The sequence below is a fragment of the Frateuria sp. GZRR35 genome (assembly GCF_051900415.1).
GTDB lineage: Bacteria > Pseudomonadota > Gammaproteobacteria > Xanthomonadales > Rhodanobacteraceae > Frateuria_A.
In genome coordinates, this window is the sequence record NZ_JBHZGL010000003.1 from 119,969 (window position 1) to 143,820 (window position 23,852).

A 23,852-nucleotide genomic window follows, 5' to 3' on the forward strand; every position below is an offset into this window, starting at 1 on the left:
GCTTCACGCCGGCCGGCGCATCACCATCAACCGCACTTCGCTCATGTCATCGATGGCATAGCGCACACCCTCGCGGCCGAAGCCGGACAGCTTGATGCCGCCGTAGGGCATGTTGTCGACGCGGAAACTGGGGATGTCGTTGACGATCACGCCGCCCTGTTCCAGCTCGTCCCAGGCGCGCATGGCGTGTTCGAGCCGGTCGGTGAAGATGCCCGCCTGCAGGCCGTAGTCCGAGTCGTTGACCAGCCCGATGGCCTCGTCGAACGTGTCGAACGGGGCAAGCAAGGCGAACGGGCCGAAGGCTTCCATGCGGTTGGCCCTGGCGTCGCGCGGCACGCCTTCCATCAGGGTCGCTTCCAGCATGTTGCCTTCGCGCTTGCCGCCGCAGAGCAATGTCGCGCCGGCGCGACGCGCTTCTTCGATCCAGCCGTGCAGGCGCTTGGCCGCGGCCTCGTCGATCATCGGGCCGATGAACACGTCCTTCCTCTTCGGATCGCCTGCCTTGAGCTTCTTCGTGGCGCTGACCAGCTTCTTCTTCAGGGCCTCGTAGAGCGAGGCGTGCGCGTAGATCCGCTGCACGCCGATGCAACTCTGGCCGGACTGGTAGAACGCACCGAACACCAGCCGCTGCACGATGGCATCGAGCTTGTCGCCCTGGTCGGCATCGACGATGCAGGCCGCGTTGCCGCCCAGCTCCAGCACCACCTTCTTGCGGCCTGCGCGGGCCTTGAGGTCCCAGCCGATCTGGCCGCCGGTGAAGGAAAGCAGCTTGAAGCGCTCGTCCTCGACCAGCGGCGAGGCTTCCTTGCCGCCGACGGGCAGGATCGAGAACGCGCCCTTGGGCAGGTCGGTCTCGGCCAGCACCTGGCCGATGATCAGCGCGCCGATGGGGGTCTTCTCGGAGGGCTTGAGCACGAACGGGCAGCCGGCGGCGATCGCCGGGGCGACCTTGTGCGCGACCAGGTTGAGGGGAAAGTTGAACGGCGTGATGAAGGAGACCGGCCCGATCGGCACCCGCCTGGTGAAGCCGTGATAGCCGTCCAGGCGCGGCGCGAGTTCCAGGTTGAGCGTCTCGCCATCCAGGCGCACCGCTTCGGCGGCGGCGATGCGGAAGGTCTCGATCAGCCGCGTCACCTCGCCGGCGGCGTCCTTGATCGGTTTGCCTGCTTCCACGCACAGCGCCAGCGCCAGTTCGTCGCGGCGCTGCTCGAAGCGCGCCACGCAGTGTTCCAGCACCGCCTGGCGCGCCCAGGGCTTGAACGCGCGCATCGGCGCGGTGGCCTTGACCGCCGCCGCGATCGCCTTCTCCATCGCGCGTGCATCGGGCACGGCCACGCGGGTGGCGACCTTGCCGCTGTACTTGTCGCGGACCTCGAGGTCGGCGTTGGGGTGCTGCGGGCGGTTGGCCAGGTAGTAGGGGTAGGTCTTCTCGAGCATGGACGTCTCCCGGAGGGGCAAGGGGCAGGGTGCCGCCGACGGCGTTGCCGACACGTGAGCCGATGGGCGTAGGGTGGGCTTCAGCCCACCATGGCCGCACGGGGAAGGTGGGCTGAAGCCCACCCTCCTAGGAGTTGTCGATCACCTTCAGCGACAACTGGCCGTCGGCCAGCCGCGCGCGCAGGGGCGTCCCCGGCGGCGCGTCCTTCGCGGTGCGCAACACGTGGCCTTCGCTGTCGAACACGATCGCGTAGCCGCGCTCCAGCGTCGCCAGCGGGCTGACCGCCTGCAGCGCGCGGGCGGACTGGCGCAGCGTCAGGCGGGCGCGTTCCAGTCGATGGCCCATGCATTGCTGCAGCGAGCGTTCGCGTTCGGCCAGTCGCCGCTGCAGCAACTGCAGTCGCTGGCGCGGATGCTGCGCCAGCAGGCGCGCGTGCAGTCGCTCGAGCCGGGTCGAGCGAGTGCGGACCTGCTCGCGCAGCGCCGCGTGCAGGCGACGGTGCAGTTGCACGAGCCGTTCGCGGTCGCGCGCCAGCCGTGCCTGCGGGCGCTGCGCGTGCAGGCGGGCGAGCAGGTGGTCGAGGCGCTGGGTCTGCGCCTGCAACCGGCGGCTTTGCAGCAGTTGCAGGCGTTGCGCCAACTGGCCCAGGTGCCGCCGCAGGGCAAGCGCGTCCGGCACCAGCAGCTCGGCGGCGGCCGAGGGGGTGGCCGCGCGCAGATCGGCGACGAAATCGGCAATGGAAAAGTCGATCTCGTGCCCGACCGCGCTCACCACCGGAACCGCGCTGGCATGCACGGCGCGGGCGACCGCTTCGTCGCTGAAGGCCATCAGGTCTTCCAGCGAGCCGCCGCCACGGGTCAGCAACAGCACGTCGTGGCGGCGCGTGGCCGAAGCCCTGCGCAGCATCGCCACGATCGCCGGTGGCGCCTCGCGGCCCTGTACCGGCACCGGTAATACTTCCACCTCGACCAGCGGCCAGCGCCGCCGCAACACGCTCAGCACGTCGCGGATCGCCGCGCCGGTGGCCGAGGTGATCACGCCGATGCGCCGGGCGAAGCGGGGCAGGGCGCGCTTGCGGGAGGCCTCGAACAGGCCTTCCGCCTCGAGCCGCGCCTTGAGCAGATCGAACTCGCGTCGCAGCGCGCCCTCGCCGGCCAGCTCCATGTGTTCGGCGACCAGCTGGAATTCGCCGCGGGGTTCGTACAGGCCGACCCGCGCGCGCACCAGCACGTGCATGCCGTCGGCCGGCTTGAAGCGCAGCCAGCTGCTCTTGGGCTTGAACATCGCCGCGCGCACCTGGGCGCCGGCGTCCTTCAGGGTGAAGTAGAGGTGCCCCGAGGCCGGGCGCGACACGTTGCGCAGCTCGCCCTCGATCCACACCAGCGGCAGCGCGTCCTCCAGCAGCCCGCGCACCAGCCGGTTGAGCGTGCTCGGGGTGAGGATGTTGCGCGGCGGGGCGGCGGGTTGGTCGGGGGTGCGCATGGACCGTCGAGCCTAGCACGAAGCGCTTGTTGAACATGCGCTTGGGCGAGGAAGTGCATGTTGGGTGTCAGTTCGTGGCGAGGCTTCCCCCATCCGCCTTCGGCACCTTCCCCCGCAGGCGGGGGAAGGCTCGATCGGGAGTTTTCCCGCGTGTACGGGTAGCCCTCCCCGCACCGCCGCCCGCTCGCCCCGGGCGGGCGGGAGAGGGCTCTACGGGATTTGCCCGTAGGTGGGAGGAAGCTCGCTCACGGTCCTTCCCCCGCGCGCGGGGAAAGGTGCCCGAAGGGCGGATGGGGGAAGCCTGGCCTCAGTCCCGCCGCCGGCGCAGCCGCCAGACCCGGATCGCCAGGTTCAACGCGAACCACGCGGACAGCACCGCGATAGGCCAGCTCACCACCTTTGGCCAGGCCAGTGACACCACCGCCAGCACGATCAACACGGCGATGCCGGCGAGCAGCGGCCCGCGCGCCGTATCGCCGAGCACGCGGCGGTCGGTCAGTGCGGCGCCGACCGTGTTGGCGATGCGCAGCGCGCCGGCCGCGGCCCGGCTGGTGCTGCCGCCCGGGCGCTTGGGGCGCGGCGGACGTTCGGTGCTGCTTTTTACCCGCGCGATATGCGGCCGGTGCCGACGCGGTGCCAGCACGATCTCGGTGGCGTTGGTGAGATCGCGTTCGTACTGCTCGGCCAGCAGCCCGGCGAAGCCGGTGTCCTCGACCGCCACGTCGATCTCGCGGTTGCCCAGCCAGCTGGCGATGTTGAGGTTGGACGAGCCCACGCGCGCCCACTGGCCGTCGGCCACGGCCGTCTTGGCGTGCAGCATCGAGCCGTTCCATTCGAACACGCGGATGCCGGCCTTGAGCAGCGGCCGGTAACCGGAGCGGGACATGCCGGCGACCAGCGGGATGTCGCTGGTGCCCGGCACCAGCAGGCGCACGTCCACGCCGTCGCGTGCGGCCGAGGCCAGCGCCTGCACGTACGGGGCCATGCCGACGAAGTAGGCGTCGGTGATCCACAGCGTGCGGCGCGCCATCGCGGCGACCTGCTGGTCGAGCCGGTACATGCCGGCGGTCGAAGGCTGGGTGGCGATCACGCGCAGGGCGATCTCGCCGGCCGTGTGGTCTTCCGGCGGCGGCAGCGCGAGGGGCTTGCCCATGCTCGCCCAGCTCTGCGCGAAGGCCTGTTCCAGCTCGGCCACCGCCGGACCGTGAAGCGCCACGCCCGTGTCGCGCCATGGCGGCACGCCGCGCGCGGCGTTGCCCAGCCAGCGCGCGCTGATGCACACGCCCGATAGAAAGCCGAGGTGGCCGTCGACCACCAGCAGCTTGCGATGGTCGCGGGTGATCCAGCCGAACGGCTTGCCCAACTGGGGCGGGTTGAATACGCGCACCTCGCCGCCGGCGCGGCGCAGGGGCTGCCAGAACGCGTAGCCGGACTGGCCCAGGCAGCCGAGCCAGTCGCACGCCACCGCGACCATCACCCCGGCCCGCGCGCGTTCGACCAGCGCGTCGCGGAAGGCGCGGCCCACCTCGTCGTCGCTGATCAGGTAGTTCTCCAGCAGGATGCGCTGGCGGGCGCCGCGGATCGCGGCGAGCCAGGCGTCGAAATGGGCCTGCGCATCGATCAGCAGCTCGACCGCGTTGCCGCCGATCAGCGGCGCACCGGCAGCACGGCTCAGGGCCTGTTCGGCCAGGAAGCGGCTGGGCGCGGAGGGAATCAGCGGGGTCGTCGCCATGGCGGCGAGTTTAGGGCATGGGCGGTGCGGTAAATGTCGCCGGGTCGATGCGCGTCTCTTGCGGCTTCTGCCATGATCGGCACATGCCGCCCGCGACGCGCCTCGACGACACTGCCGCCTGCGCACAGCTCATCGCCGACCGGCTGGGGGCGCATCTGTGCGTCGCCGCGCCGCTGGGCCTGGGCAAGCCGCATGGCCTGCTCAACGCGCTGTACCGGCTGACCGTGGCCGATCCGGCCCGGTCGCTGACGATCTACACCGCATTGTCGTTGACCCGGCCGCAGCCGAAGCCCGGGCTCGAAGCTCGCTTCCTCGCGCCTTTCCTGGAGCGGCACTTCGGCGCCGACTACGAGGATCTCGAGTACGCCCTGGCCGAGCAGCGCCACGCACTTCCCCCCAACGTGGCCGTTCACGAGTTCTATCTGCAGTCCGGCGCCTTGCTGCACGCGCCGCGCGCGCAGCGCGATTACATCAGCCAGAACTACACCCACGTCGCGCGCGACCTGGCCGCGCAGGACGTGAACCTCCTGGTGCAACTGGTGGCGCGGCGCGAGACGCCGGAGGGCGTGCGCTACAGCCTCTCCAGCAACCCGGACCTGACGCTCGACTTCCTGGCCCAGTGCGCCCGTGCCGGCAAGCCGCGGCCGCTGTGCGTGGCGGTGCTGCATCCGGACCTGCCCTACCTCAGCGGGCATGCGGAGGTCGCGGCCGACTTCTTCGACATGGAACTCGTTCCGGCGCGTTCGCCGCGCCTGTTCGCCCTCCCGCGCACGCCGGTGGGCGTGGCCGAATACGCGATCGGCCTCAACGCGAGTGCGCTGGTGAAAGACGGCGGCTGCCTGCAGATCGGCATCGGCGCACTGTCCGACGCACTGGTCCACAGCCTGCTGCTGCGCCAGCAGGACAACGCCGCCTGGCGTGACGGCCTGCGCGCGCTCGACGGCGAGAGCCCGACCCTGGCGCTGGCCCGGCGCATCGGCGGCCTGGAGCCGTTCGAGGCCGGCCTGTACGGCGCCAGCGAGATGGTGATGGACGGCTTCATGCACCTGGCCCGCGCCGGCATCCTCAAGCGCCGCAGCTGGGATAACCTGGCACTGGAGAAGGCCGCCGCCGCTGGCCGGCTCAATCCGGCCACGCCGGGCGGGCATTACCTGCGTGGCGCGTTCTTCCTGGGCAGCCGCGAGCTGTACGCGTGGCTCGACGCCACCGAGGCTACCGATCCGGATGCCATCGACATGTGCCCGGTCTCCAACGTCAACCAGCTCTATGGCGACCACCAGCCGCTGGCGGCCCTGCAGCGCCGGGGCGCGCGCTTCTTCAATACCTGCATGATGGCCACGTTGCTGGGCGGGGCGGTGTCCGACGCGCTGGAGGACGGCCAGGTGGTCAGCGGCGTGGGCGGCCAGTACAACTTCGTCGCGATGGCCCACGAGCTGGACGACGGCCGCTCGATCCTGCTGCTGCGCGCGACCCGCCGCGAGGGCGGCGAGGTACGCACCAACATCCGCTTCAACTACGGTTACACCACCATCCCGCGCCACCTGCGCGACATCGTGGTGACCGAGTACGGCGCCGCCGACCTGCGCGGCAAGAGCGACAGCGAATGCATCGAGGCGATGCTTTCGATCTGCGACGCGCGCTTCCTCGATGCGCTGGCTGCCGAGGCCAAGGCGAACGGCAAGCTTGCGCCGGGTTTCCGGATTCCCGAGGCATGGCGCCGGCATCGACCGGACTGCCTGGAACAGGCATTGGCGCCGCTCAGGCGCGGGGGGCTGCTGCCGACGTTTCCGTTCGGCAGCGACTTCACGGGCGACGAGTTGCGGCTCGTTCCCGCACTGGGCTGGCTCAAGGAGCATGGTGCGACGTGGCGCGGACGTCTTGCCGTGGCCAGCGCTTTCCTGCGGCCGGGCGAACCGGTGGCGGGCGAAGCGCCGGCGCTCGAGCGTATGCGGCTAGGCAAGCCCAAGGGCGTCGGCGAGCGCCTGCAACAGCGCCTCGTCCTGGCCGCCCTGCGCAAAAGTCGCCCCTTGTAGGAGCGCACCTGTGCGCGACCGCCATGCCGCAAGTCCGCGCACAGGGTGCGCTCCTACAACGGCGGCTTGACCACCATCAGGTAGAACACCGCCACGAAGGCGAAGAAGGCCGGGATGCCCAGCGCCACCCACAGCCGGAAGGCCCGCCAGTATCCCGGCGGCAAGGGCTCGCCGCGCGCCGCCGCGTCGACCGCCAGGTCCCGCATGCGCACCTGCAACACCACCACCGGCAACCAGCAGGCCACCGCCAGCGCGTAGAGCAGCGTGGACCAGCCGACCCAGCCGCTGCGCCAGGGAATCCCTGCCCAGTGCACCATCCAGAAGCCGCTCGCGGGCTGGAACACCACGGTGGTCGCGGTGAACAGCCAGTCGGCAATCACGACGTAGCGTGCCACCACTGCTACCACGCGCACGTCGCGGTGCAGGCTGACCACCAGCAGGTAGAAGGCCGTACCGATGCCGGTGCCGAACAGCAGCGTGGACGACAGCACATGCAGCCATTTGACGATGAGATAGGCCATCAGCGTCGCTCGGTGGCGTACAACGCGCCGATCAGCGCCAGCATCGGCAGGTTCTTCAGGATCGGCCCGAACGGGTGCAGCCAGAACGCCGGCAGGGCGATCGTGATGATGGCCGTGTAGGAAAGGATGAGCGCCACCTGCGCCAGGTAAGTGATCCGCAGCGCACGGCCGTGCAACGCCAACGTGGCGATGCCCAGCACAAGGTCGAGCAGTGCGCCGCCATAGAGCGCGGCGGACGCCATGGGACCGTGCAAACCGACGTGGGCCAGCAGGTCGAAACTGCCTGCCACCGGATACACGCCGAGCGACAGCAGCGCGGTCACCAGCCATACCAGCGCGACGGCGACCCGGCCCACGAGGGCCCAGACACGCCAGGCGAGCAGCACCCGCATGTCCGCCGCCTCGGCCCGCGACAGGAACAGGCGCGGCGGTCGCGGCGGATGGCCCAGCCAGTGCGTGGCGGACGCGGCATTGGCCGTGTTTCCGCGGTCGAGCATGGCCAGCGCCTCGCGGTCCACCCAGTGCCCGCCGAGCCGGCCGACGCGCGCCAGCCAGGTCGTCGGGATGCCGAGCACGCGCAATCGCCCACCACCGAGCGCACGCCGCAGCACCGACAGGTAGCGCGCCAGCGAGAGCGCCTGCGGCCCCACCGCGGCCAGGCTGGGTGGGCGCGCGTCGTCTTCCAGCAGGCGCACGGTCAGCGCCGCAACGTCATCGACGTGGATCGGCTGGATGCGCTGGCGCCCGCTGCCGGGCAGCACCGCCAGCGGCAGCCAGGAAAGCAGCATCAGCATCCGGCTGCTGGCACCGGTCGAGCCGAACACGAGCGAAGGCTGCAGCGCCGTCCCGGTCGGCACCATCGCGTGCAGCGCCGCGTCCCCGGCTCGCTTGCTGCGATGGAAGCGACTCGTCGCGTGTTCGTCGGCACCCAGTGCGGAGATCTGCACGGCGCGCGTGATGCCCGCGGCGCGACAGGCCGCAAACAGCGCACGCGGCGTCTGTGTGTGGATGCGCCGGAACGTCTGCGCGCCATGCTCGGCGAAGATGCCCACGGCATTGACCACCGCGTCGATGCCCTGGAGCCGTGGCAGCCAGTCGGCCTGATGGGTGTCGTGCGCGAAGTCCGCTTCGACATGGCCTACACCCGCGCCACCGCTACCCTGCCTGTGCCGGACGCCGCGCACGGGGCGATGGCCGGCCGCCTGCAGCGCATCGCACACGGCGCGGCCGATCAGCCCATCCGCGCCAAGCACCAGCACGCGCAAGCGCGCCTTGTTCCCTCCGGAGGCTTCCGTCATGCCCACGCCGCTCGCGCGCCTCAAACCCTCGTGGATTGCCCGCACCAACCTCAGCGGCGCGATCGCCGCAGTGCTGTCGAGCGTGGTGGTGGCGGCGTGTAGTGCGTGCGAAGCGCGCGCGCCGCTGGCCGGCGTGAATGCGGCCAGCCAATGGTTGTGGGGTCGGCGGGCGAAGCGGCACGTCGGGCCGAGTTGGCGCTACACGGCGGTGGGGTACGTGGTGCATCACTTCAGCTCGCTGTTGTGGGCGGGCATTTACGAGGCATGGTGTCTGCGCTGGCCCGCGCCGCCCCGGGTGTCGGCCGCGCGCGCCGCGGCGGTGGCGACGGCCGCTTGCGTGGTGGATTACACGATCACGCCGCCCCGGTTCCGCCCGGGTTTCGAGCGGCATATCGGGCGGGCCTCGATTGCAGCCGTGTACGTGGCTTTCGGCGTCGGCCTGTTCGCTGGCGCCTGGGCTCGGCGCCGGTACGCCCGCTAGGGCGTGGTGCTTTTCTGAGCTCCCTCTCCCCTCCGGGGAGAGGGTTGGGGTGAGGGGCCGGGGCTCGCGGGGGCGCCTCCTGCATAAGAGGGGGGCTTTGCTTGTCGTTCCTGCGTGGTATCCCCGCGACTTGGCTCGCCTGCGGCGGGCTTCCGATCGCCTGTCGGCGCTCGGGTCACTTTCTTTGCTGGCCCAAAGAAAGTAACCAAAGAAATGGCCTGGCTAAGCACGGGGTGGCTAAAAAGCTAGGTGCCTGTGCGCTTTGCTTGGTCAGTCGCTTGCTCTTAGAGGAGCTGCCGCCGCTTTACCGCGGGCGCTCGGGAGCTGAGGCCAGGGAGGCAATCCAGAGGCTTGGCTGGTATCGGCGTTTTGTGACTCTCCCTCTCGCGAAGCAGACATTCGTCATTGATACCCGTAGGGCTCGCGATCACGAAGCGAAACCAACAGTTTGCCGTCGAGCCAAGAGGTCATGCCGGTGCGCCCGAACACGACCGCTTTGAAGGCAAAATTGGTAGCCATTCCACGCCGCCGCAAAGCCACCCTTGCCCCAACTCCCGAGCGCCCGCGGTAAAGCGGCGGCAGCTCCTCTAAGAGCGAGCGACCAACCCATCAAAGCGAGGCGGCACCTAGCTCTTATCTCTCACCGGGTTTAGCAGGCCATTTCTTTTGGTTACTTTTCTTTGGGCCAGCAAAGAAAAGTGACCCGAGCGCCGGCAGGCGATCGGAAGCCCGCGGCAGGCGAGCCAAGTTGCGGTGAGGCCACGCAAGGGCGACAACCAAGCAACCTCCGTAGGAACCATCCCCGCGAGCCCCGGCCCCTCACCCCAGCCCTCTCCCCGGAGGGGAGAGGGAGCAGAGCGCGGCGAGCGTGCACAACCTCGCTCTCTTCCTGCATCAGCTCCCGAGCGCGCGCGGTAAAGCGGCGGCAGCTCCTCTAAGAGCAGGCGACTGACCCATCAAGGCGAGGCGGCACCTAGTTCTTATCTCTCACCGGGCTTAGCAGGCCATTTCTTTTGGTTACTTTCCTTTGGGCCGGCAAAGAAAAGTGACCCGAGCGCCGGCAGGCGATCGGAAGCCCGCGGCAGGCGAGCCAAGTTGCGGTGAGAGCACGCACGAACGACAGGCAAAACACCGCTCTCGCAGGCATCCCCGCGAGCCCCGGCCCCTCACCCCAACCCTCTCGCCGGAGGGGAGAGGGAGCGGGGCAGTGGTATTCTTGTGCATTGCCGCAGCCAAGGCGGCCCACTTTTCGTAGCGACCCATGAGCGACTCCATTCCCCAGCAGCCACGCCCCGCCGGCCCGGCAACTCGCCGCCCGAGCGTAGGCGTAAGCGTGGGCAAAGTCATGGTGGGCGGCGGCGCGCCGGTGGTGGTGCAGTCGATGACCAATACCGACACCGAAGACCCCGCCAGCACCGCGAAGCAGATCGCTGAACTGGCCCGCGCAGGCTCCGAAGTCGTGCGCATCACCGTGAACACGCCGGCGGCTGCCGCGGCAGTGCCGCGCATCGCCGAAAAGCTGGCCATGATGGGCGTGGACGTCCCCATCGTGGGCGACTTCCACTACAACGGCCATCAGTTGCTCGAAGCCGAACCGGCCTGCGCCGAGGTGCTCGCCAAGTACCGCATCAACCCGGGCAACGTCGGCTTCGGCAAGAAGAAAGACAGCCAGTTCGCATCGATCATCGAGAAGGCTATCCAGTACGGCAAGCCCGTGCGCATCGGCGCCAACTGGGGCTCGCTCGACCAGGGCATGGTCGCCACGCTGATGGACGAGAACGCGCAACGCGCCCAGCCGTGGGACGCCGGCGTAGTCGCGCGCGAGGCGCTGATCCGTTCCGCGCTCGATTCGGCCACCCGCGCCGAGCAGATCGGCCTGCCGCGCGATCGCATCATCCTTTCCTGCAAGGTGTCCGGCGTGCAGGAACTGATCGCGGTCTACCGCGACCTGGCCACCCGCTGCGATTACGCACTGCACCTGGGCCTCACCGAGGCCGGCATGGGCTCCAAGGGCATCACCGCCTCGGCGGCGGCGCTCGCGGTGCTGCTGCAGGAGGGCATCGGCGACACCATCCGCATCTCGCTAACGCCCGAGCCCGGTGGCTCGCGCACGCAGGAGGTGATCGTCGCGCAGGAATTGCTGCAGACCATGGGGCTGCGCGCGTTCACCCCGCTGGTCACCGCCTGCCCGGGCTGCGGACGTACCACCAGCGAGTTCTTCCAGGAACTGGCCAAGACCGTGCAGGGCCATGTGCGGGCCAAGATGCCGGAATGGCGCGTGATGTACGACGGCGTGGAAAACCTCACCCTCGCGGTGATGGGCTGCGTGGTCAACGGACCGGGCGAATCCAAACACGCCAACATCGGCATCTCGCTGCCGGGCAATGGCGAGGCGCCCTCGGCACCGGTGTTCATCGACGGCGAAAAGGCGATGACCCTGCGTGGCGACCACATCGCCGAGGAATTCGTCGGCATCCTGGACGATTACGTGGCACGCAAGTACGCCACCCGGACTGCCTGACCCCCGGCACCCGGCAGCCGCCAGGTTGCCGGGATGTGCGCTGGATCACGCGTTTCACATCCGGCTGTACAGGCTGGGGACAGTCTGTCGACAGTCCTCCTCATGGCGGGGAAGAATGCCGTCCGTGCCACCTGGTGCCTGGAGCCTGGCGTGTCGATCAGCCCGCAATTCCGAATCGCGTTTCTCTACGTCGCGCTCGCTTCCCTGTGGATCTGGCTCTCGGATCGTGCGCTCGCGTCGCTGGTGCTGGACCCCGACGCACGGGTGTGGGCGCAGAGCGCCAAGGGCTGGTTCTTCGTGGTGATGACCGGCGCGATGCTGTACTGGATGATCGGCAAGGACGTGCGACGACTGGCCGCAATCAACCGCCAACTGATGCGCGGCCACGAACAGACGCTGCGCGTGCTGGTGTCTGCCATGGATATCCGCCACAAGGAAACCCGCGACCACTCCGACCGCGTCATGCGCATGGCGATGGGCCTGGCACGGCTGGCCGGCATGCACGGGGAGGCGTTGCTGGCGGTCAAGTTCGGCGCGTTGCTGCATGACATCGGCAAGCTGGCGATTCCCGATGCCATCCTGATCAAGCCGGGCAAGCTGGACGACGCCGAGATGGCGCACATGCGCCGGCATCCGGAGATCGGGCGCGAGCTGATGGAGCAGGTCGACTTCCTGCGCGGCGCGATCGACATTCCCTATGCGCATCACGAGCGCTGGGACGGCGGCGGCTATCCGCGCGGATTGCGCGGCGAGGAGATTCCGCTGGCCGCGCGCGTCTTCAGCATCGTGGATGTGTGGGACGCGCTGAGCTTCCCGCGCGTCTACAAGCCGGCGTGGCCGGAGGAGGAGGTGCTGGCCTACCTGCGCGAGGCGGCCGGCAGCCAACTCGATCCGCAGCTGGTCGAACTGTTCCTCACCCATTACCCGGACCTCAAGGCGCTCGGCATGGCCGAGTCGCACCCGTCGCTGGAGCTGGCGCAGGCCTAGAGGCAGTCGGCAGCGGCTCGCGGGGCCACCTTGCGCCAGCGCAACGGATCGCACGGCTGCGCCGCCAGCGTGCGCACCTGCGCCAGGAACGCATCGCGCGGTAGTTCGCGCGCCCCAAGCCCCAGCAGGTGGGGGTTGCTGACCTGCGCATCGAGCAGCGGAAAGCCCCACTCGCGCAGCAGGGCCGCCAGTGCCACCAGCGCCAGCTTCGAGCCACCGCTGCGGGCGCTGAACATCGACTCGCCGCAGAACAGCCGTCCCACGCTCACGCCGTACACGCCGCCGACCAGCGCGTCGCCTTCCCACACTTCGACGCTGTGCGCGTGGCCCTGCGTATGCAGCGAGGCGTAGGCGTCGATGATCGCCTGGCCGATCCAGGTTCCGTGCTGGCCGGGCCGCGGCGCGGCGCAGGCGCGCATCACGCGCACGAAGGCCTCGTCGACGGTCACCCGCCAGTCCTTGCCAGCCAGTGCACGCCGCAGGCTGCGATTGGCGCGGAAGGTCGCCGTGTCGAACACGCAACGCGGATCGGGGGACCACCACAGGATCGGCTCGCCCGGGTTGAACCAGGGAAAGATGCCGCGCTCGTAAGCGGCCAGCAGCCGTCGCGGCGACAGGTCGCCGCCGAAGGCGAGCAGGCCGTTGGGCTCGGCCAGCGCATGGCGAGGGTCGGGGAAGCGCTCGGGCGCCATCGGATCGAGCAGCGGCAGGCGGATCACCGGCAGGCCCCGGCGTAGGGCGCGTGCGCGCCCAGTTCGGCAATGTAATCGTCCATCGCCTGTGCTTCGTGGACCAGCGCTTCGCGCACGGCCCGGCGGAATTGCGGATGGGCGAGGTAGTGACGCGAGTGCGTGCGTACCGGCACGAAGCCGCGCGCGAGCTTGTGCTCGCCCTGCGCACCAGGCTTGAAACCTGCGAGGCCACGGGCGATCGCATGCTCGATGCCGCGGTAGTAGCACAGTTCGAAATGCAACCCCGGCACCTCCACCCGCGCGCCCCAGTAGCGTCCGTAGAGCGTCGTGTCGCTTTGCAGGAACAGGGCCATGGCCTCGATGCGTTCGCCGTCCATCGCGCAGGCTACCTGCACGGCGCTGCCTAGATGGCCCAGTGCCTGGAAGAACGCGCGCGTCAGCGCGGCATGGTTGCCCTTGGCGTCGAAGGTGGCCGTGTAGAGCGCATGGATCTGGCGCCAGTCGTCTGCGTCCATGGTCCTGCCGTCGCGCATGCGGATGTCCAGGCCATATGCACTTACCTGCGCCCGTTCCTGCCGGATGTTCTTGCGCTTCTTGGACTTCAGCGTCGCCAGGAAGTCTTCGAAGTGCCCGTAGCCCTGGTTGTGCCAGTGGAACTGCACGTCCGAGCGCGCCAGCCAGTCGCTGCCGAACGCGTCCAGCTCCTGGTCCTCCAGGAAATTGGCGTGTACCGAGGACAGGCCCAGGCGATCGGCCTCCGCCCGCATTGCCTCCACCAGCGCCTGCCGCAGGCGCGGCGCGCGTGCATCGCGGCCGGCCAGCAGCCGCGGGCCCGGCACCGGCGAGTAAGGCACGGCATTGAGCAGCTTGGGGTAGTAGTCGCCCCCGGCGCGTTCCCAGGCACCGGCCCAGCTCCAGTCGAACACGAACTCGCCATGCGAGTTGCCCTTCAGGTACACCGGTGCGGCCGCGACCAGGCGGTCGTCCTCGTACAGGCCCAGGTGGTGCGCCTGCCAACCCCAGTCCGGACGGATGCAGCCAGTGCTTTCGAGCGTGTGCAGGAAGGCATGCGAGACGAACGGGTTGGCGCTCGCCCGCAGTGCGTCCCAGGTCGCCGCGGGAAGCTCGGCGATGGCAGCGTGGAAGCGGGCAGTGAGCATCGGCTGGGAGGCGGTGAGCTGGTGAGGCACCTGGCAAGACTAGCGAACTTGCGCGGGCTGACCCAAGCCTTCCATCGCCGTATATGGCCCCGCCTAAGAGATCATTTGACGCCCGCATGTTGCACCGCGCCATAATGCCCGCTCATCCCATGAGGACACGCGCAGTGGGCAAGGTCTGGAACTTCAGTGCGGGGCCGGCGGCATTGCCGCAGGCGGTGCTCGAACAGGCGCAGCGCGAGTTGCTGGACTGGCAGGGCAGTGGTGTGTCGGTGATGGAGCAGTCGCACCGCGGCAAGCGCTTCATCGCGATGGCCGAGCGCACGGAAGCGGACCTGCGCGAACTTCTGGAGATCCCCGGCGACTACGCGGTGTTGTTCCTGCAGGGCGGTGCGACCCAGCACTTCGCGCAGATCCCGATGAACCTGGCGGGCCCGGACGACACGGCCGACTACATCGTGAGCGGGCACTGGAGCGAGAAGGCCGCCGGCGAGGCCAGTCCCTACCTGCGCGTGAACGTCGCCGCGAGCAGCCAGGCCGACGGCTACCTGCACCTGCCGTCCCGCGGCGGGTGGCAGCTGAACCCGCAGGCCGCGTACGTGCACTACACCTCCAACGAGACCATCCACGGCGTCGAGTTCCATGACGTGCCGGACGTCGGCGAGGTGCCGCTGGTGGCGGACATGTCTTCCAACATCCTGTCCGGGCCGCTGGACGTGCGCCGCTTCGGCCTGATCTACGCCGGCGCGCAGAAGAACATCGGACCGTCCGGCCTGGTGGTGATGATCGTCCGCCGTGACCTGCTGGCGCGGCCGGGTCGGCCGATGGCTCGCATCTTCCGCTACGCCGAGCACGCCGCGGCCGGTTCCATGCTCAACACGCCCAATACCTTCGGCTGGTACCTGGCCGGGCTGACGTTCCAGTGGCTCAAGGGGCAGGGCGGGCTGGCCGCCATGGGCGAGCGAAACCGCGCCAAGGCGGCGCTGCTGTACGGAGCGATCGACAGTTCGGGCGGCTTCTACCGCAACCCGATCGACCCGGCGTCGCGTTCGCGCATGAACGTGCCGTTCACCCTGCACGAAGGCACCCTCGACGCGGCCTTCCTGGCCGAATCGGAGGCCGCCGGCCTGCTCGCGCTGAAGGGCCACAAGGCGCTGGGCGGCATGCGTGCCTCCCTCTACAACGCCGTGCCGCTGGAGGCAGTCGAGGCACTGGTGGCGTTCATGCGCGACTTCGCACGGCGCCATGGCTGAGCGCTCACCTGCTAACGTTTGGACTTCTTTACTGCTGGAACGCCAGATGACCGATCCCAAGGAATCGCTGGGCAAGGTGCGCGACCGCATCGACAGCATCGACCGTCAGATCCAGGAGCTGATCTCCGAGCGCGCCAACTGGGCGCAGGAGGTCGCGCGGGTCAAGGGCGAGGGCCTGTCGGCGATCGACTATTACCGGCCCGAGCGCGAGGCGCACGTGCTGCGCATGGTGGTCGATCGCAACCACGGCCCGCTGTCGGACACCGAGATGGTGCGGCTGTTTCGCGAGATCATGTCCTCGTGCCTGGCGCAGGAGGATCCGCTCAAGGTCGGTTTCCTCGGGCCCGAGGGCACCTTCAGCGAGCAGGCGGTGCGCAAGCACTTCGGCCACGCGGCCTACGGCCTGCCGCTGGGCAGCATCGAGGAGGTGTTCCAGGAGGTCGCTGCCGGGCATGCCGACTTCGGCGTGGTGCCGGTGGAGAACTCGGGGCAGGGCATGATCCAGGTGACGCTGGACATGTTCCTCACCTCCGAGGCGCGCATCTGCGGCGAGATCGAGCTGCGCGTGCACCAGTGCCTGCTGTCGAAAGCCGCATCGCCGGGTGACATCCGTCGCGTGTTCGCCCACGCGCAGTCGCTGCAGCAGTGCAAGACCTGGCTGAGGATCAACCTGCCGGATGTCGAGTGCGTGGCGGTCGGCAGCAATGCCGAGGCGGCCCGGCTGGCGCGGCACGCGGACGATGCGGCGGCCATCGCGGGCAAGACCGCCGGCAAGGTCTACGGCCTCAAGCCGCTGGCCGAAGGCATCGAGGACCGCGCCGACAACACCACGCGCTTCCTGGTGATCGGCCGCTCGCTGTTCCCGCCCTCGGGCAATGATCGGACCTCGCTGCTGATTACCGTCAACGACAAGCCGGGCGCGCTGTATGACGTGCTGAACCCGTTCGCCAAACATGGCGTGAGCATGAACCGCATCGAATCGCGCCCGGCGCACACCGGCAAATGGCAGTACGCGTTTTTCATCGACGTTTCCGGGCATATCGACGACGCGCCGTTGCAGGCGGCCCTGAAGGACATGGGACCGGTCGCCACGCAGGTGCGCGTGCTGGGCTCCTACCCGGTGGCCTTGCCGTGAGCGTCGGCAACCATGCCGCCGCGCGCCTGGACTGGATCAGCCGCCGCGGCGGACCGCTGCGCGGTGCGATCACGGTGCCGGGCGACAAATCCATTTCCCATCGGGCGTTGATGCTGGCTGCGTTGGCCGAAGGTACCTCGCGCATCAGCGGCTTCCTCGAAGGCGAGGACACCCGCGCCACCGCCGCCGTACTCGCGCAGCTGGGCGTCACCATCGAAACGCCAGCACCGGGCGAGCGATGGGTGCATGGCGCGGGCCTGCACGGCCTGCGCGGTTCCAGCCAACCGCTGGATTGCGGCAACGCCGGCACCGGCATGCGGCTGCTCGCCGGCTTGCTGGCAGGTCAGGCGTTCGATGTCACGCTGGTCGGGGACGAGTCGCTTTCGCGCCGCCCCATGCGACGGGTCACCGAACCGCTGGTGTGGATGGGCGCTCGCATCGACACCCGTGAGGGCCTGCCGCCGCTGCATATCCACGGCGGCCGGCGCCTGCGCGGCATCCGCTACGAATCGCCCGTGGCCAGCGCCCAGGTGAAATCCGCCCTGCTGCTGGCCGGCCTGTATGCCGAGGGCGAAACCGAGATCCTCGAACCGCATCCGACCCGCGACTACACCGAGCGCATGTTGTCGGCGTTCGGCTGGCCGATCCGGTTCGCGCCTGGCCAAGCGAGCCTGACCGGCGGACACGTGCTGCAGGCCACCGATGTACAGGTGCCGGCCGATTTCTCCTCCGCAGCATTCTTCCTGGTTGCCGCCAGCCTGGTGCCCGGTTCGGAATTGCGGCTGCGTGCGGTGGGTCTGAATCCGCGACGCACCGGACTGCTGCTGGCGCTCAAGCTCATGGGAGCGGACATCGAGGTGCTGGATGAGCGCAGCAGCGGCGGCGAAACCGTGGCCGACCTGTGCGTGCGCCATGCACCGCTGCATGGCATCGAGTTGCCGCCGGCGCTGGTGCCGGACATGATCGATGAGTTCCCCGCGCTATTCATTGCGGCCGCAGCGGCGCAAGGCACCACCGTGATCCGTGGCGCCGCCGAGTTGCGCGTGAAGGAGTCTGACCGCATCGCCAGCATGGCGGCCGGCTTGCGTGGGCTGGGTGTGCAGGTGGCGGAGACGCCCGACGGCGCCGTCATTACCGGCGGTGAGCTGGGTACGGGCATCGTCCAGGGCCATGGCGATCATCGCGTGGCCATGAGCTTCGCGGTCGCGGGGCTGGTCACCACGGGCGGTGGCGTGCATATCGAAGACTGCCGCAACGTGGCTACCTCCTTCCCCGGCTTCATGGAACTGGCCAACGGCTGCGGCTTCGCGCTGGCGGACGCGTAGCCGGAGGCCTCGCGACACTCTTCCGCAGGGGGCTTGAGTGAGGATCGGGGCGAGGCGTGCGCCTTGCGCTGCCCCACCTCCCGCTCTGCGGACGCTCTCTTCCGGCAGGAGAGGGACGAAGCGCGCGCTTCCGGCCAGCCCGATGCTAGGCTCGCTGCTTTTCCACCATGCGCCTCGTCATGTCCGTCCCGCCTTTCATCGTTGCCATTCCCGCCCGATACGGCTCCACCCGTCTGCCAGCCAAGCCGCTGCGTAGTCTCGGTGGTTTGCCGATGGTCGTCCGGGTAGCGCAACGTGCGCTGCAGGCCGGGGCGGGCCAGGTGGTCGTTGCAGTGGACGACACGCGTGTTGCCGCAGCGCTCGCCGGGCAGGGCGTCGATGTCTGCATGACCCGCGCCGACCACGCGTCCGGCAGCGACCGCCTGGCCGAAGTCGCCGACCACTACGGTTGGCCCGATGACGCCATCGTGGTGAATCTGCAGGGTGACGAGCCGTTCGCTCCGGCGGCCGGTATCCGCGAGGTCGCGCGCGCACTGGCCGAGGACGACGCGCCCATGGCCACGCTGGCCACGCTGATCACCCAAGCGCACGAGCTGTTCGATCCCAACGTGGTCAAGCTGGTGCGCGGGGCCGACGGGCACGCGCTGTATTTCAGCCGGGCGCCATTGCCCTGGGCCCGCGACGCGTTCGCCGCCGACCGCGAAACGCTGCCCCCGAACGTGCCGTTTCTGCGCCATATCGGGATCTATGCCTATCGCGCCGGTTTCCTTGGCCGCTACACGGGGCTGTCGCGCACGCCGCTGGAACAGGCCGAGTCGCTTGAGCAGCTTCGGGTACTGGAACATGGCTTTCCGATCGCGGTACGACTGACGCCCGAACCGTTCCCTCCCGGCATCGACACAGAGGCGGACGTGGAGCGTGCGGAGCGCTGGCTTGCCAGCCAGCCGTAAGCCGTAGGGTGGACTTCAGTCCACCGGCCGGTGACCCGGAGGGCGGGCTGAAGCCTCCCCGGGCACATGCCGCCGCCTGTTCGGCCACCGGTCACGGCGCCGCTTGCCGGAGCGGCTAGAATCGTCACATGCAGTCGCCCCAGACGCCGCCGTTCGACGGCAAGGCCTTCGTCCAGACCCTGACTACCTCGCCCGGCGTCTACCGCTATTTCGACGCCGATGGTGAGCTGCTGTACGTGGGCAAGGCAGGCAGCCTCAAGAAGCGTGTCGGTAGCTACTTCCTCAAGCCGCGAATGGAGCCGCGCATCAACGCGATGGTGTCCCAGATCGCGCGCTGCGAGGTCACCGTCACGCGCACCGAAGGCGAGGCGTTGCTGCTCGAATCGCAGCTGATCAAGTCGCTCAAGCCGCGCTACAACATCCTGCTGCGGGACGACAAAAGCTATCCGTACATCTATCTGTCCGGTGGCGAGGATTATCCACGCCTGGCCTTCCACCGCGGCGCCAAGAACCTCAAGGGCCGGTTTTTCGGACCGTACCCGAGCGCCTTTGCCGTGCGCGAAAGCCTCAACCTGATGCAGAAGCTGTTCAAGGTGCGCCAGTGCGAGGACAGTTACTTCCGCAACCGCTCGCGCCCGTGCCTGCAACATCAAATCGGCCGCTGCACGGCCCCTTGCGTGGGCTTGGTGTCGGTGGAGGACTACCGCAACGACGTGCGCCACGCCGAGATGTTCCTGGAAGGGCGCAGCAGCGCGGTCATCGATGAGTTGGCCGCTTCCATGGAAAAGGCCGCCGTCGAGCTCAACTTCGAGCGCGCCGCCGCGCTGCGTGACCAGGTTGCCGCGTTGCGGAAGCTGCAGGCGCAGCATCACGTGCAAGGGGCCAGCGCCGACATGGACGTGGTCGCCTGCCGTATCGAAGGCGGCATGGCGTGCGTGAGCGTGCTGTTCTTCCGCAATGGCATCAGCCTGGGCACCCGCGACTTCTTTCCGCGGCTGCCGCTGGATGCCGAGCCAGCCGACGTGCTGGCGCAGTTCATCGCCCAGTACTACCTGGAACGACCGGTCCCGCGCGAGATCATTCTGTGCGAGACGATTCCCGACCAGGCGCTGCTGGCGCAAGTGTTGTGCGAGCAGGCCGGCCACGCGGTGGAGATCAAGTCCAGCGTCCGCGGCGAGCGGGCGCGTTTCCTGCAGATGGCCGAGCGCAACGCGCAGGCGTCGTTGACCTCGCGGCTGGCCAGCCGGCAGACCCTCGGCGCGCGCTTCGACGACCTGCAGAAGCTGCTGGAGCTATCCGGCCCACCCCGGCGCATCGAATGCTTCGACATCAGCCACACCATGGGCGAGGCGACTGTTGCCTCCTGCGTGGTGTTTGGTCCGGAAGGGCCAGAGAAGTCGCACTATCGCCGCTTCAACATCGCTGGTATCACGCCGGGCGACGATTACGCCGCCATGCACCAGGCGCTCACCCGGCGCTTCCGCAAGGTGGCGGCGGGCGAGGGCGCCAAGCCCGACGTGCTGCTGATCGACGGTGGAAGCGGGCAGGTCGCACAGGCGCTGGACGTGCTGACCGAGCTTGGCGTGAGCGGCATCGAGGTGGTCGGCGTGGCCAAGGGCCCGGGGCGCCGTGCGGGCGAGGAAACCCTGGTGCTGGCCAACTCCGGCCGCGAGATCCATCCCGGCTCGGCCTCGCCCGCACTGCATCTGGTCGCAGCCGTGCGCGACGAGGCCCACCGCTTCGCCATCAGCGGGCATCGCAAGCGCCGCGAGAAGGCGCGCGAGCGCAGCATTCTGGAAGAGGTGCCGGGCATCGGCGCGCGGCGGCGCGCGGCGCTGCTCAAGGCATTCGGCGGCTTGGCCGGGGTCGAGGCCGCCGGCGTGGAAGAGCTGGCCTCGATCAAAGGCATCGATCGGGGCTTGGCCGAACGCATCTACAACACGTTACACGGCTGAAACGCAGACTCCCGTGCGACACTGATGATCGACAACCGACGGAAAGCATGATGCGCATCAATCTACCTACCTGGTTGACTCTGTTCCGAGTGGCGCTACTGCCGGTGATGGTAGTGGTGTTCTACCTGCCGTTCCGCGGGCACAACTTCACGGCCGCCATCGTCTTCATGCTGGCCGCCGTCACCGACTGGCTGGACGGATACCTGGCACGCCGGCTCAACCAGACTTCTGCGTTCGGCGCGTTCCTCGATCCGGTCGCCGACAAGCTGATGGTCGCGGTGACGCTGTTCCTGCTGGTCGAATCCCATCGCGGCGGCTGGCCGGGCATTCTGATGGCGGTGACCGCGGCGGTCATCGTGGGCCGCGAAATCAGCATCTCCGCCTTGCGCGAATGGATGGCCGAAATCGGCATGCGCGCCACGGTGAAGGTGGCGTTCGTCGGCAAGCTCAAGACCGTCATGCAGATGATCGCGCTGGTCGTGCTCATCGTGCAGCACGAGAAGGAAGCGGAGGCGCTGCGGCTGTACCACATTGGTGAAGGGCTGCTGGTGATCGCCGGTGGGCTGACCATCTGGTCGGGCATGCACTACCTGCGCGCGGCGTGGCCGATGCTGCGCGGCGAGCCGCCGAAGCAGCCCGGTGCCAACAAGCGTGCGGAGGCTTGACGAGTTCGTTTTCGCCGCTAAAATGCGCGGCTCCGATGCGGGAATAGCTCAGTTGGTAGAGCACGACCTTGCCAAGGTCGGGGTCGCGAGTTCGAGTCTCGTTTCCCGCTCCAGTTTCTCCGAAGCCCTGGCCTGAGCCGGGGCTTCGTCGTTTCCGGCAGCCGCTACGGAAACATGCAAAAAGCGCGGCCGGGGCCTTCACATCCGGCCCGGTTCTGCTATCCTTTCTGACTCTGACGCGGGAATAGCTCAGTTGGTAGAGCACGACCTTGCCAAGGTCGGGGTCGCGAGTTCGAGTCTCGTTTCCCGCTCCAGTTTCCGCAAAACCTCGGTTCACCGGGGTTTTGTTTTTTTAAGCGGACCGCAACCATGCGCTCCGTGCGCGATGGCCAGGTGGCAGAGTGGTCATGCAGCGGCCTGCAAAGCCGCGTACGCCGGTTCGATTCCGACCCTGGCCTCCATTGCGCGATCGTCGAGAGCCCGCCACCGGCGGGCTTTTTTCGTTTGGCGCCTCGAAGCAGCAGGAGCCCGCTTGCGGGCGATGCCTTTCTTGCGGTCGCGGCGAGCATCGCCTGCAAGCGGGCTCCTACAAAGGCAGGCGGGTGCTACGATCCCTGCCTTATGCCCGGATGGCGAAACTGGTAGACGCAAGGGACTTAAAATCCCTCGGCCGCAAGGCCATGCGGGTTCGACCCCCGCTCCGGGCACCAATGAAAACAAAAGCTTGCGTAGCATCTTAGCTTTTGCACGTACAACAAAAATCAGTGCGCGTCCCTACGTAGTCCCTGTGCGAGCGCATGTCGCGTTGAACCAGGCCTACGTGCATTCGCCGGCGGGCAGATAGCGTCGCCCGGGCACGCGATTCATCGCTTGCTGCCATAAGCCGTCACTGACGCCGTTGACAGCCGTTCTCAACCAGCTTGCCGCGGATTGGTATCCATTCGCGGCCTGCCTGTGCGCTTTGCCTGGTCGCCACCTGACGAAGCGCCGGGCGTCCGCGGGTACAGGGAGTTGCAAGGATTGAGGCCGTATGCAAGGATTGGCCTAAATTAGGCCACCTAAGTCATGATAAAAAAAGAACAACAACAATTAGATAAGAAAGATTCGGCCCAAATTGATAGATTAAGGTCAGAATTGGTCCAGATCGCGCGACTTGGCGCCAGGGGTGACGGTGAGCGGCTACGGATCCAGGTGCTCCGGCTGATCCGCGCCTTGCGCGCTGAAGGCGACGACTTGGCCGATGTTCTACAGGCAGCGGTTTTCGGTCGGGATGAGGCGACCACGGCCAGCGCCATTCGGTCGGTCCGCGGTCAGGGCGGGACCAGTCTGTCGGTGCCGGTACCAACTGACGGCGATAGCCGTCTTGATCTGCTAAGGGTCGAAGACCCGCCAGTAATGCCGCACCCGTTGGTGCAATCCCCCAACGTCATCCGGCGCCTCGACACGCTAGTTGCCGAACGTCGCTCTGCTTCCAAGCTCGCCCGTGCCAACTTGCAGCCATCGCGCGCGGTGCTGTTCACCGGTCCACCCGGCGTTGGCAAAACGCTAGCCGCGCGTCACCTGGCGCTGCAGCTACAACTGCCGCTGCTCGTCCTTGATCTGGCGAGTGTGATCAGCAGCTTCCTCGGCCGCACCGGGAACAACATTAAGCAGGCCTTTGATTTTGCCAAGCGCCGGGACTGTGTCTTCTTCCTCGACGAGCTGGATGCGATTGCCAAGCGTCGCGACGACGACAGTGATATAGGCGAGCTAAAGCGCCTGGTGACGGTGCTGCTGCAGGAGATTGATCTTTGGGGCCCGAACAATCTACTTGTTGCCGCGACCAACCACGCCAACCTTCTTGACCCTGCAGTCTGGCGGCGCTTTGACAGTACGGTCGAGTTCCCCTCGCCCACCGCAGATCAACTACGAGAGCTCGGTGAACTGGTTTCGGACAAGTCCGACCTAGTGCCACGAGAGTGGCGCGATGCGCTGGCGATGGTCGGGGCCAACAGTTCTCAAAGCGACTACATCCGTGATCTCAACAGCCTACGCAGGGCCACGCTACTAGGCGGCAAGACTAACGGTCGGCAGGTACTCACCGAGCTCTTGGCTGCCCGCGCTCCCGATCTCAAACTCGGCGACCGCAAGCGGCTCGCAGTATCGCTGGTGAAGGCTGGCATCTCGCAACGGGAAGCCAGCAAGCTGGCCAAAGTTGCCCGCGAAACATTACGTTCGACGCTCTAGG

The 23,852-nt window shown here is 68.1% G+C and carries 18 protein-coding genes and 4 tRNA genes; 15 read left to right on the forward strand and 7 right to left on the reverse strand.

Going from position 1 to position 23,852, the window contains the following annotated elements; all coding sequences use genetic code 11:
• Nucleotides 1-3: 3 nt before the first annotated feature.
• From ACFWZ3_RS05150 to ACFWZ3_RS05160, 3 genes are all read right to left on the reverse strand, one after another.
• Nucleotides 4-1,437 carry an aldehyde dehydrogenase family protein gene (locus tag ACFWZ3_RS05150; RefSeq protein WP_439706710.1) on the reverse strand — a complete coding sequence of 478 codons (1,434 nt, stop codon included), beginning with the start codon at nt 1,435-1,437 and terminating at the stop codon, nt 4-6.
• Between the two features lie 127 nt (nt 1,438-1,564).
• Nucleotides 1,565-2,920 (reverse strand): exodeoxyribonuclease VII large subunit, encoded by a 1,356-nt coding sequence (gene xseA, locus ACFWZ3_RS05155; protein WP_439706711.1) that lies wholly within the window; start codon nt 2,918-2,920, stop codon nt 1,565-1,567.
• 307 nt (nt 2,921-3,227) lie between these two features.
• A complete protein-coding gene (locus ACFWZ3_RS05160) occupies nt 3,228-4,652 on the reverse strand; it encodes a phospholipase D-like domain-containing protein (RefSeq protein ID WP_439706712.1) in 1,425 nt (474 codons plus the stop codon).
• An 83-nt stretch (nt 4,653-4,735) separates the two neighbouring features.
• Between ACFWZ3_RS05160 and ACFWZ3_RS05165 the strand changes: the two genes are divergently transcribed.
• Nucleotides 4,736-6,685 carry an acetyl-CoA hydrolase/transferase C-terminal domain-containing protein gene (locus tag ACFWZ3_RS05165; RefSeq protein ID WP_439706713.1) on the forward strand — a complete coding sequence of 650 codons (1,950 nt, stop codon included), beginning with the start codon at nt 4,736-4,738 and terminating at the stop codon, nt 6,683-6,685.
• A 53-nt stretch (nt 6,686-6,738) separates the two neighbouring features.
• On the opposite strand, the gene ACFWZ3_RS05170 is transcribed toward ACFWZ3_RS05165, so the two are convergent.
• The gene (locus ACFWZ3_RS05170) at nt 6,739-7,206 is read right to left on the reverse strand and encodes a DUF2269 family protein (protein WP_439702040.1); all 468 of its coding nucleotides are present in this window, start codon (nt 7,204-7,206) and stop codon (nt 6,739-6,741) included.
• A complete protein-coding gene (locus tag ACFWZ3_RS05175; protein ID WP_439706714.1) occupies nt 7,206-8,504 on the reverse strand; it encodes an SDR family oxidoreductase in 1,299 nt (432 codons plus the stop codon). Before ACFWZ3_RS05175 ends, ACFWZ3_RS05170 begins: the two co-directional genes overlap by 1 nt.
• Here ACFWZ3_RS05175 and ACFWZ3_RS05180 point away from each other — a divergent pair.
• The 3 genes from ACFWZ3_RS05180 (at nt 8,503) to ACFWZ3_RS05190 (ending at nt 12,493) form a co-directional block, all read left to right on the forward strand.
• Nucleotides 8,503-8,985 carry a hypothetical protein gene (locus tag ACFWZ3_RS05180; protein ID WP_439706715.1) on the forward strand — a complete coding sequence of 161 codons (483 nt, stop codon included), beginning with the start codon at nt 8,503-8,505 and terminating at the stop codon, nt 8,983-8,985. The genes ACFWZ3_RS05175 and ACFWZ3_RS05180 overlap by 2 nt on opposite strands.
• 1,261 nt (nt 8,986-10,246) lie before the next feature.
• Nucleotides 10,247-11,506 (forward strand): flavodoxin-dependent (E)-4-hydroxy-3-methylbut-2-enyl-diphosphate synthase, encoded by a 1,260-nt coding sequence (gene ispG / locus ACFWZ3_RS05185; protein ID WP_439706716.1) that lies wholly within the window; start codon nt 10,247-10,249, stop codon nt 11,504-11,506.
• A gap of 150 nt (nt 11,507-11,656) precedes the next feature.
• Nucleotides 11,657-12,493: an HD-GYP domain-containing protein gene (locus tag ACFWZ3_RS05190; RefSeq protein ID WP_439706717.1), complete on the forward strand. Its 837-nt coding sequence runs from the start codon at nt 11,657-11,659 to the stop codon at nt 12,491-12,493.
• Here ACFWZ3_RS05190 and aat read toward each other — a convergent pair.
• Both aat and ACFWZ3_RS05200 read right to left on the reverse strand, forming a co-directional pair.
• The gene (gene aat / locus ACFWZ3_RS05195) at nt 12,490-13,212 is read right to left on the reverse strand and encodes a leucyl/phenylalanyl-tRNA--protein transferase (protein ID WP_439706718.1); all 723 of its coding nucleotides are present in this window, start codon (nt 13,210-13,212) and stop codon (nt 12,490-12,492) included. The two genes, ACFWZ3_RS05190 and aat, sit on opposite strands and share 4 nt — an antisense overlap.
• A complete protein-coding gene (locus ACFWZ3_RS05200) occupies nt 13,209-14,345 on the reverse strand; it encodes a GNAT family N-acetyltransferase (protein WP_439706871.1) in 1,137 nt (378 codons plus the stop codon). The genes aat and ACFWZ3_RS05200 overlap by 4 nt, the downstream gene beginning before the upstream one ends.
• A 164-nt stretch (nt 14,346-14,509) precedes the next feature.
• On the opposite strand from ACFWZ3_RS05200, the gene serC reads away from it, so the two are divergent.
• The 11 genes from serC (at nt 14,510) to ACFWZ3_RS05255 (ending at nt 23,851) form a co-directional block, all read left to right on the forward strand.
• Nucleotides 14,510-15,595: a 3-phosphoserine/phosphohydroxythreonine transaminase gene (serC, locus tag ACFWZ3_RS05205; protein ID WP_439706872.1), complete on the forward strand. Its 1,086-nt coding sequence runs from the start codon at nt 14,510-14,512 to the stop codon at nt 15,593-15,595.
• A 46-nt stretch (nt 15,596-15,641) separates the two neighbouring features.
• The gene (gene pheA, locus ACFWZ3_RS05210) at nt 15,642-16,730 is read left to right on the forward strand and encodes a prephenate dehydratase (RefSeq protein ID WP_439706719.1); all 1,089 of its coding nucleotides are present in this window, start codon (nt 15,642-15,644) and stop codon (nt 16,728-16,730) included.
• A complete protein-coding gene (aroA, locus tag ACFWZ3_RS05215; protein ID WP_439706720.1) occupies nt 16,727-18,055 on the forward strand; it encodes a 3-phosphoshikimate 1-carboxyvinyltransferase in 1,329 nt (442 codons plus the stop codon). The genes pheA and aroA overlap by 4 nt, the downstream gene beginning before the upstream one ends.
• A 179-nt stretch (nt 18,056-18,234) precedes the next feature.
• A complete protein-coding gene (kdsB, locus tag ACFWZ3_RS05220; RefSeq protein WP_439706721.1) occupies nt 18,235-19,005 on the forward strand; it encodes a 3-deoxy-manno-octulosonate cytidylyltransferase in 771 nt (256 codons plus the stop codon).
• Between the two features lie 128 nt (nt 19,006-19,133).
• Entirely contained in the window at nt 19,134-20,960 is a 1,827-nt protein-coding gene (gene uvrC, locus ACFWZ3_RS05225; protein WP_439706722.1) for an excinuclease ABC subunit UvrC, read from the forward strand.
• 50 nt (nt 20,961-21,010) lie between these two features.
• Nucleotides 21,011-21,625, forward strand: coding sequence for a CDP-diacylglycerol--glycerol-3-phosphate 3-phosphatidyltransferase (pgsA, locus tag ACFWZ3_RS05230; protein ID WP_439706723.1), 615 nt, complete (start codon nt 21,011-21,013; stop codon nt 21,623-21,625).
• 37 nt (nt 21,626-21,662) lie between these two features.
• Nucleotides 21,663-21,738, forward strand: a tRNA-Gly gene (locus tag ACFWZ3_RS05235).
• 125 nt (nt 21,739-21,863) lie between these two features.
• Nucleotides 21,864-21,939, forward strand: a tRNA-Gly gene (locus ACFWZ3_RS05240).
• 73 nt (nt 21,940-22,012) lie between these two features.
• Nucleotides 22,013-22,086: transfer RNA gene (locus tag ACFWZ3_RS05245), tRNA-Cys, on the forward strand.
• A 162-nt stretch (nt 22,087-22,248) separates the two neighbouring features.
• Nucleotides 22,249-22,335: transfer RNA gene (locus ACFWZ3_RS05250), tRNA-Leu, on the forward strand.
• 355 nt (nt 22,336-22,690) lie between these two features.
• Nucleotides 22,691-23,851 (forward strand): AAA family ATPase, encoded by a 1,161-nt coding sequence (locus ACFWZ3_RS05255; RefSeq protein WP_439706724.1) that lies wholly within the window; start codon nt 22,691-22,693, stop codon nt 23,849-23,851.
• Nucleotide 23,852: the final 1 nt, after the last annotated feature.

What these genes read in the sequence shown, in the direction of transcription:
- ACFWZ3_RS05150 (WP_439706710.1), bottom strand. Translation starts at nt 1,437, where the DNA reads ATGCTCGAGAAGACCTACCCCTACTACCTGGCCAACCGCCCGCAGCAC.
- xseA (WP_439706711.1), bottom strand. Translation starts at nt 2,920, where the DNA reads ATGCGCACCCCCGACCAACCCGCCGCCCCGCCGCGCAACATCCTCACC.
- ACFWZ3_RS05160 (WP_439706712.1), bottom strand. Translation starts at nt 4,652, where the DNA reads ATGGCGACGACCCCGCTGATTCCCTCCGCGCCCAGCCGCTTCCTGGCC.
- ACFWZ3_RS05165 (WP_439706713.1), top strand. Translation starts at nt 4,736, where the DNA reads ATGCCGCCCGCGACGCGCCTCGACGACACTGCCGCCTGCGCACAGCTC.
- ACFWZ3_RS05170 (WP_439702040.1), bottom strand. Translation starts at nt 7,206, where the DNA reads ATGGCCTATCTCATCGTCAAATGGCTGCATGTGCTGTCGTCCACGCTG.
- ACFWZ3_RS05180 (WP_439706715.1), top strand. Translation starts at nt 8,503, where the DNA reads ATGCCCACGCCGCTCGCGCGCCTCAAACCCTCGTGGATTGCCCGCACC.
- ACFWZ3_RS05175 (WP_439706714.1), bottom strand. Translation starts at nt 8,504, where the DNA reads ATGACGGAAGCCTCCGGAGGGAACAAGGCGCGCTTGCGCGTGCTGGTG.
- ispG (WP_439706716.1), top strand. Translation starts at nt 10,247, where the DNA reads ATGAGCGACTCCATTCCCCAGCAGCCACGCCCCGCCGGCCCGGCAACT.
- ACFWZ3_RS05200 (WP_439706871.1), bottom strand. Translation starts at nt 14,345, where the DNA reads ATGCTCACTGCCCGCTTCCACGCTGCCATCGCCGAGCTTCCCGCGGCG.
- pheA (WP_439706719.1), top strand. Translation starts at nt 15,642, where the DNA reads ATGACCGATCCCAAGGAATCGCTGGGCAAGGTGCGCGACCGCATCGAC.
- kdsB (WP_439706721.1), top strand. Translation starts at nt 18,235, where the DNA reads ATGTCCGTCCCGCCTTTCATCGTTGCCATTCCCGCCCGATACGGCTCC.
- uvrC (WP_439706722.1), top strand. Translation starts at nt 19,134, where the DNA reads ATGCAGTCGCCCCAGACGCCGCCGTTCGACGGCAAGGCCTTCGTCCAG.
- pgsA (WP_439706723.1), top strand. Translation starts at nt 21,011, where the DNA reads ATGCGCATCAATCTACCTACCTGGTTGACTCTGTTCCGAGTGGCGCTA.
- ACFWZ3_RS05255 (WP_439706724.1), top strand. Translation starts at nt 22,691, where the DNA reads ATGATAAAAAAAGAACAACAACAATTAGATAAGAAAGATTCGGCCCAA.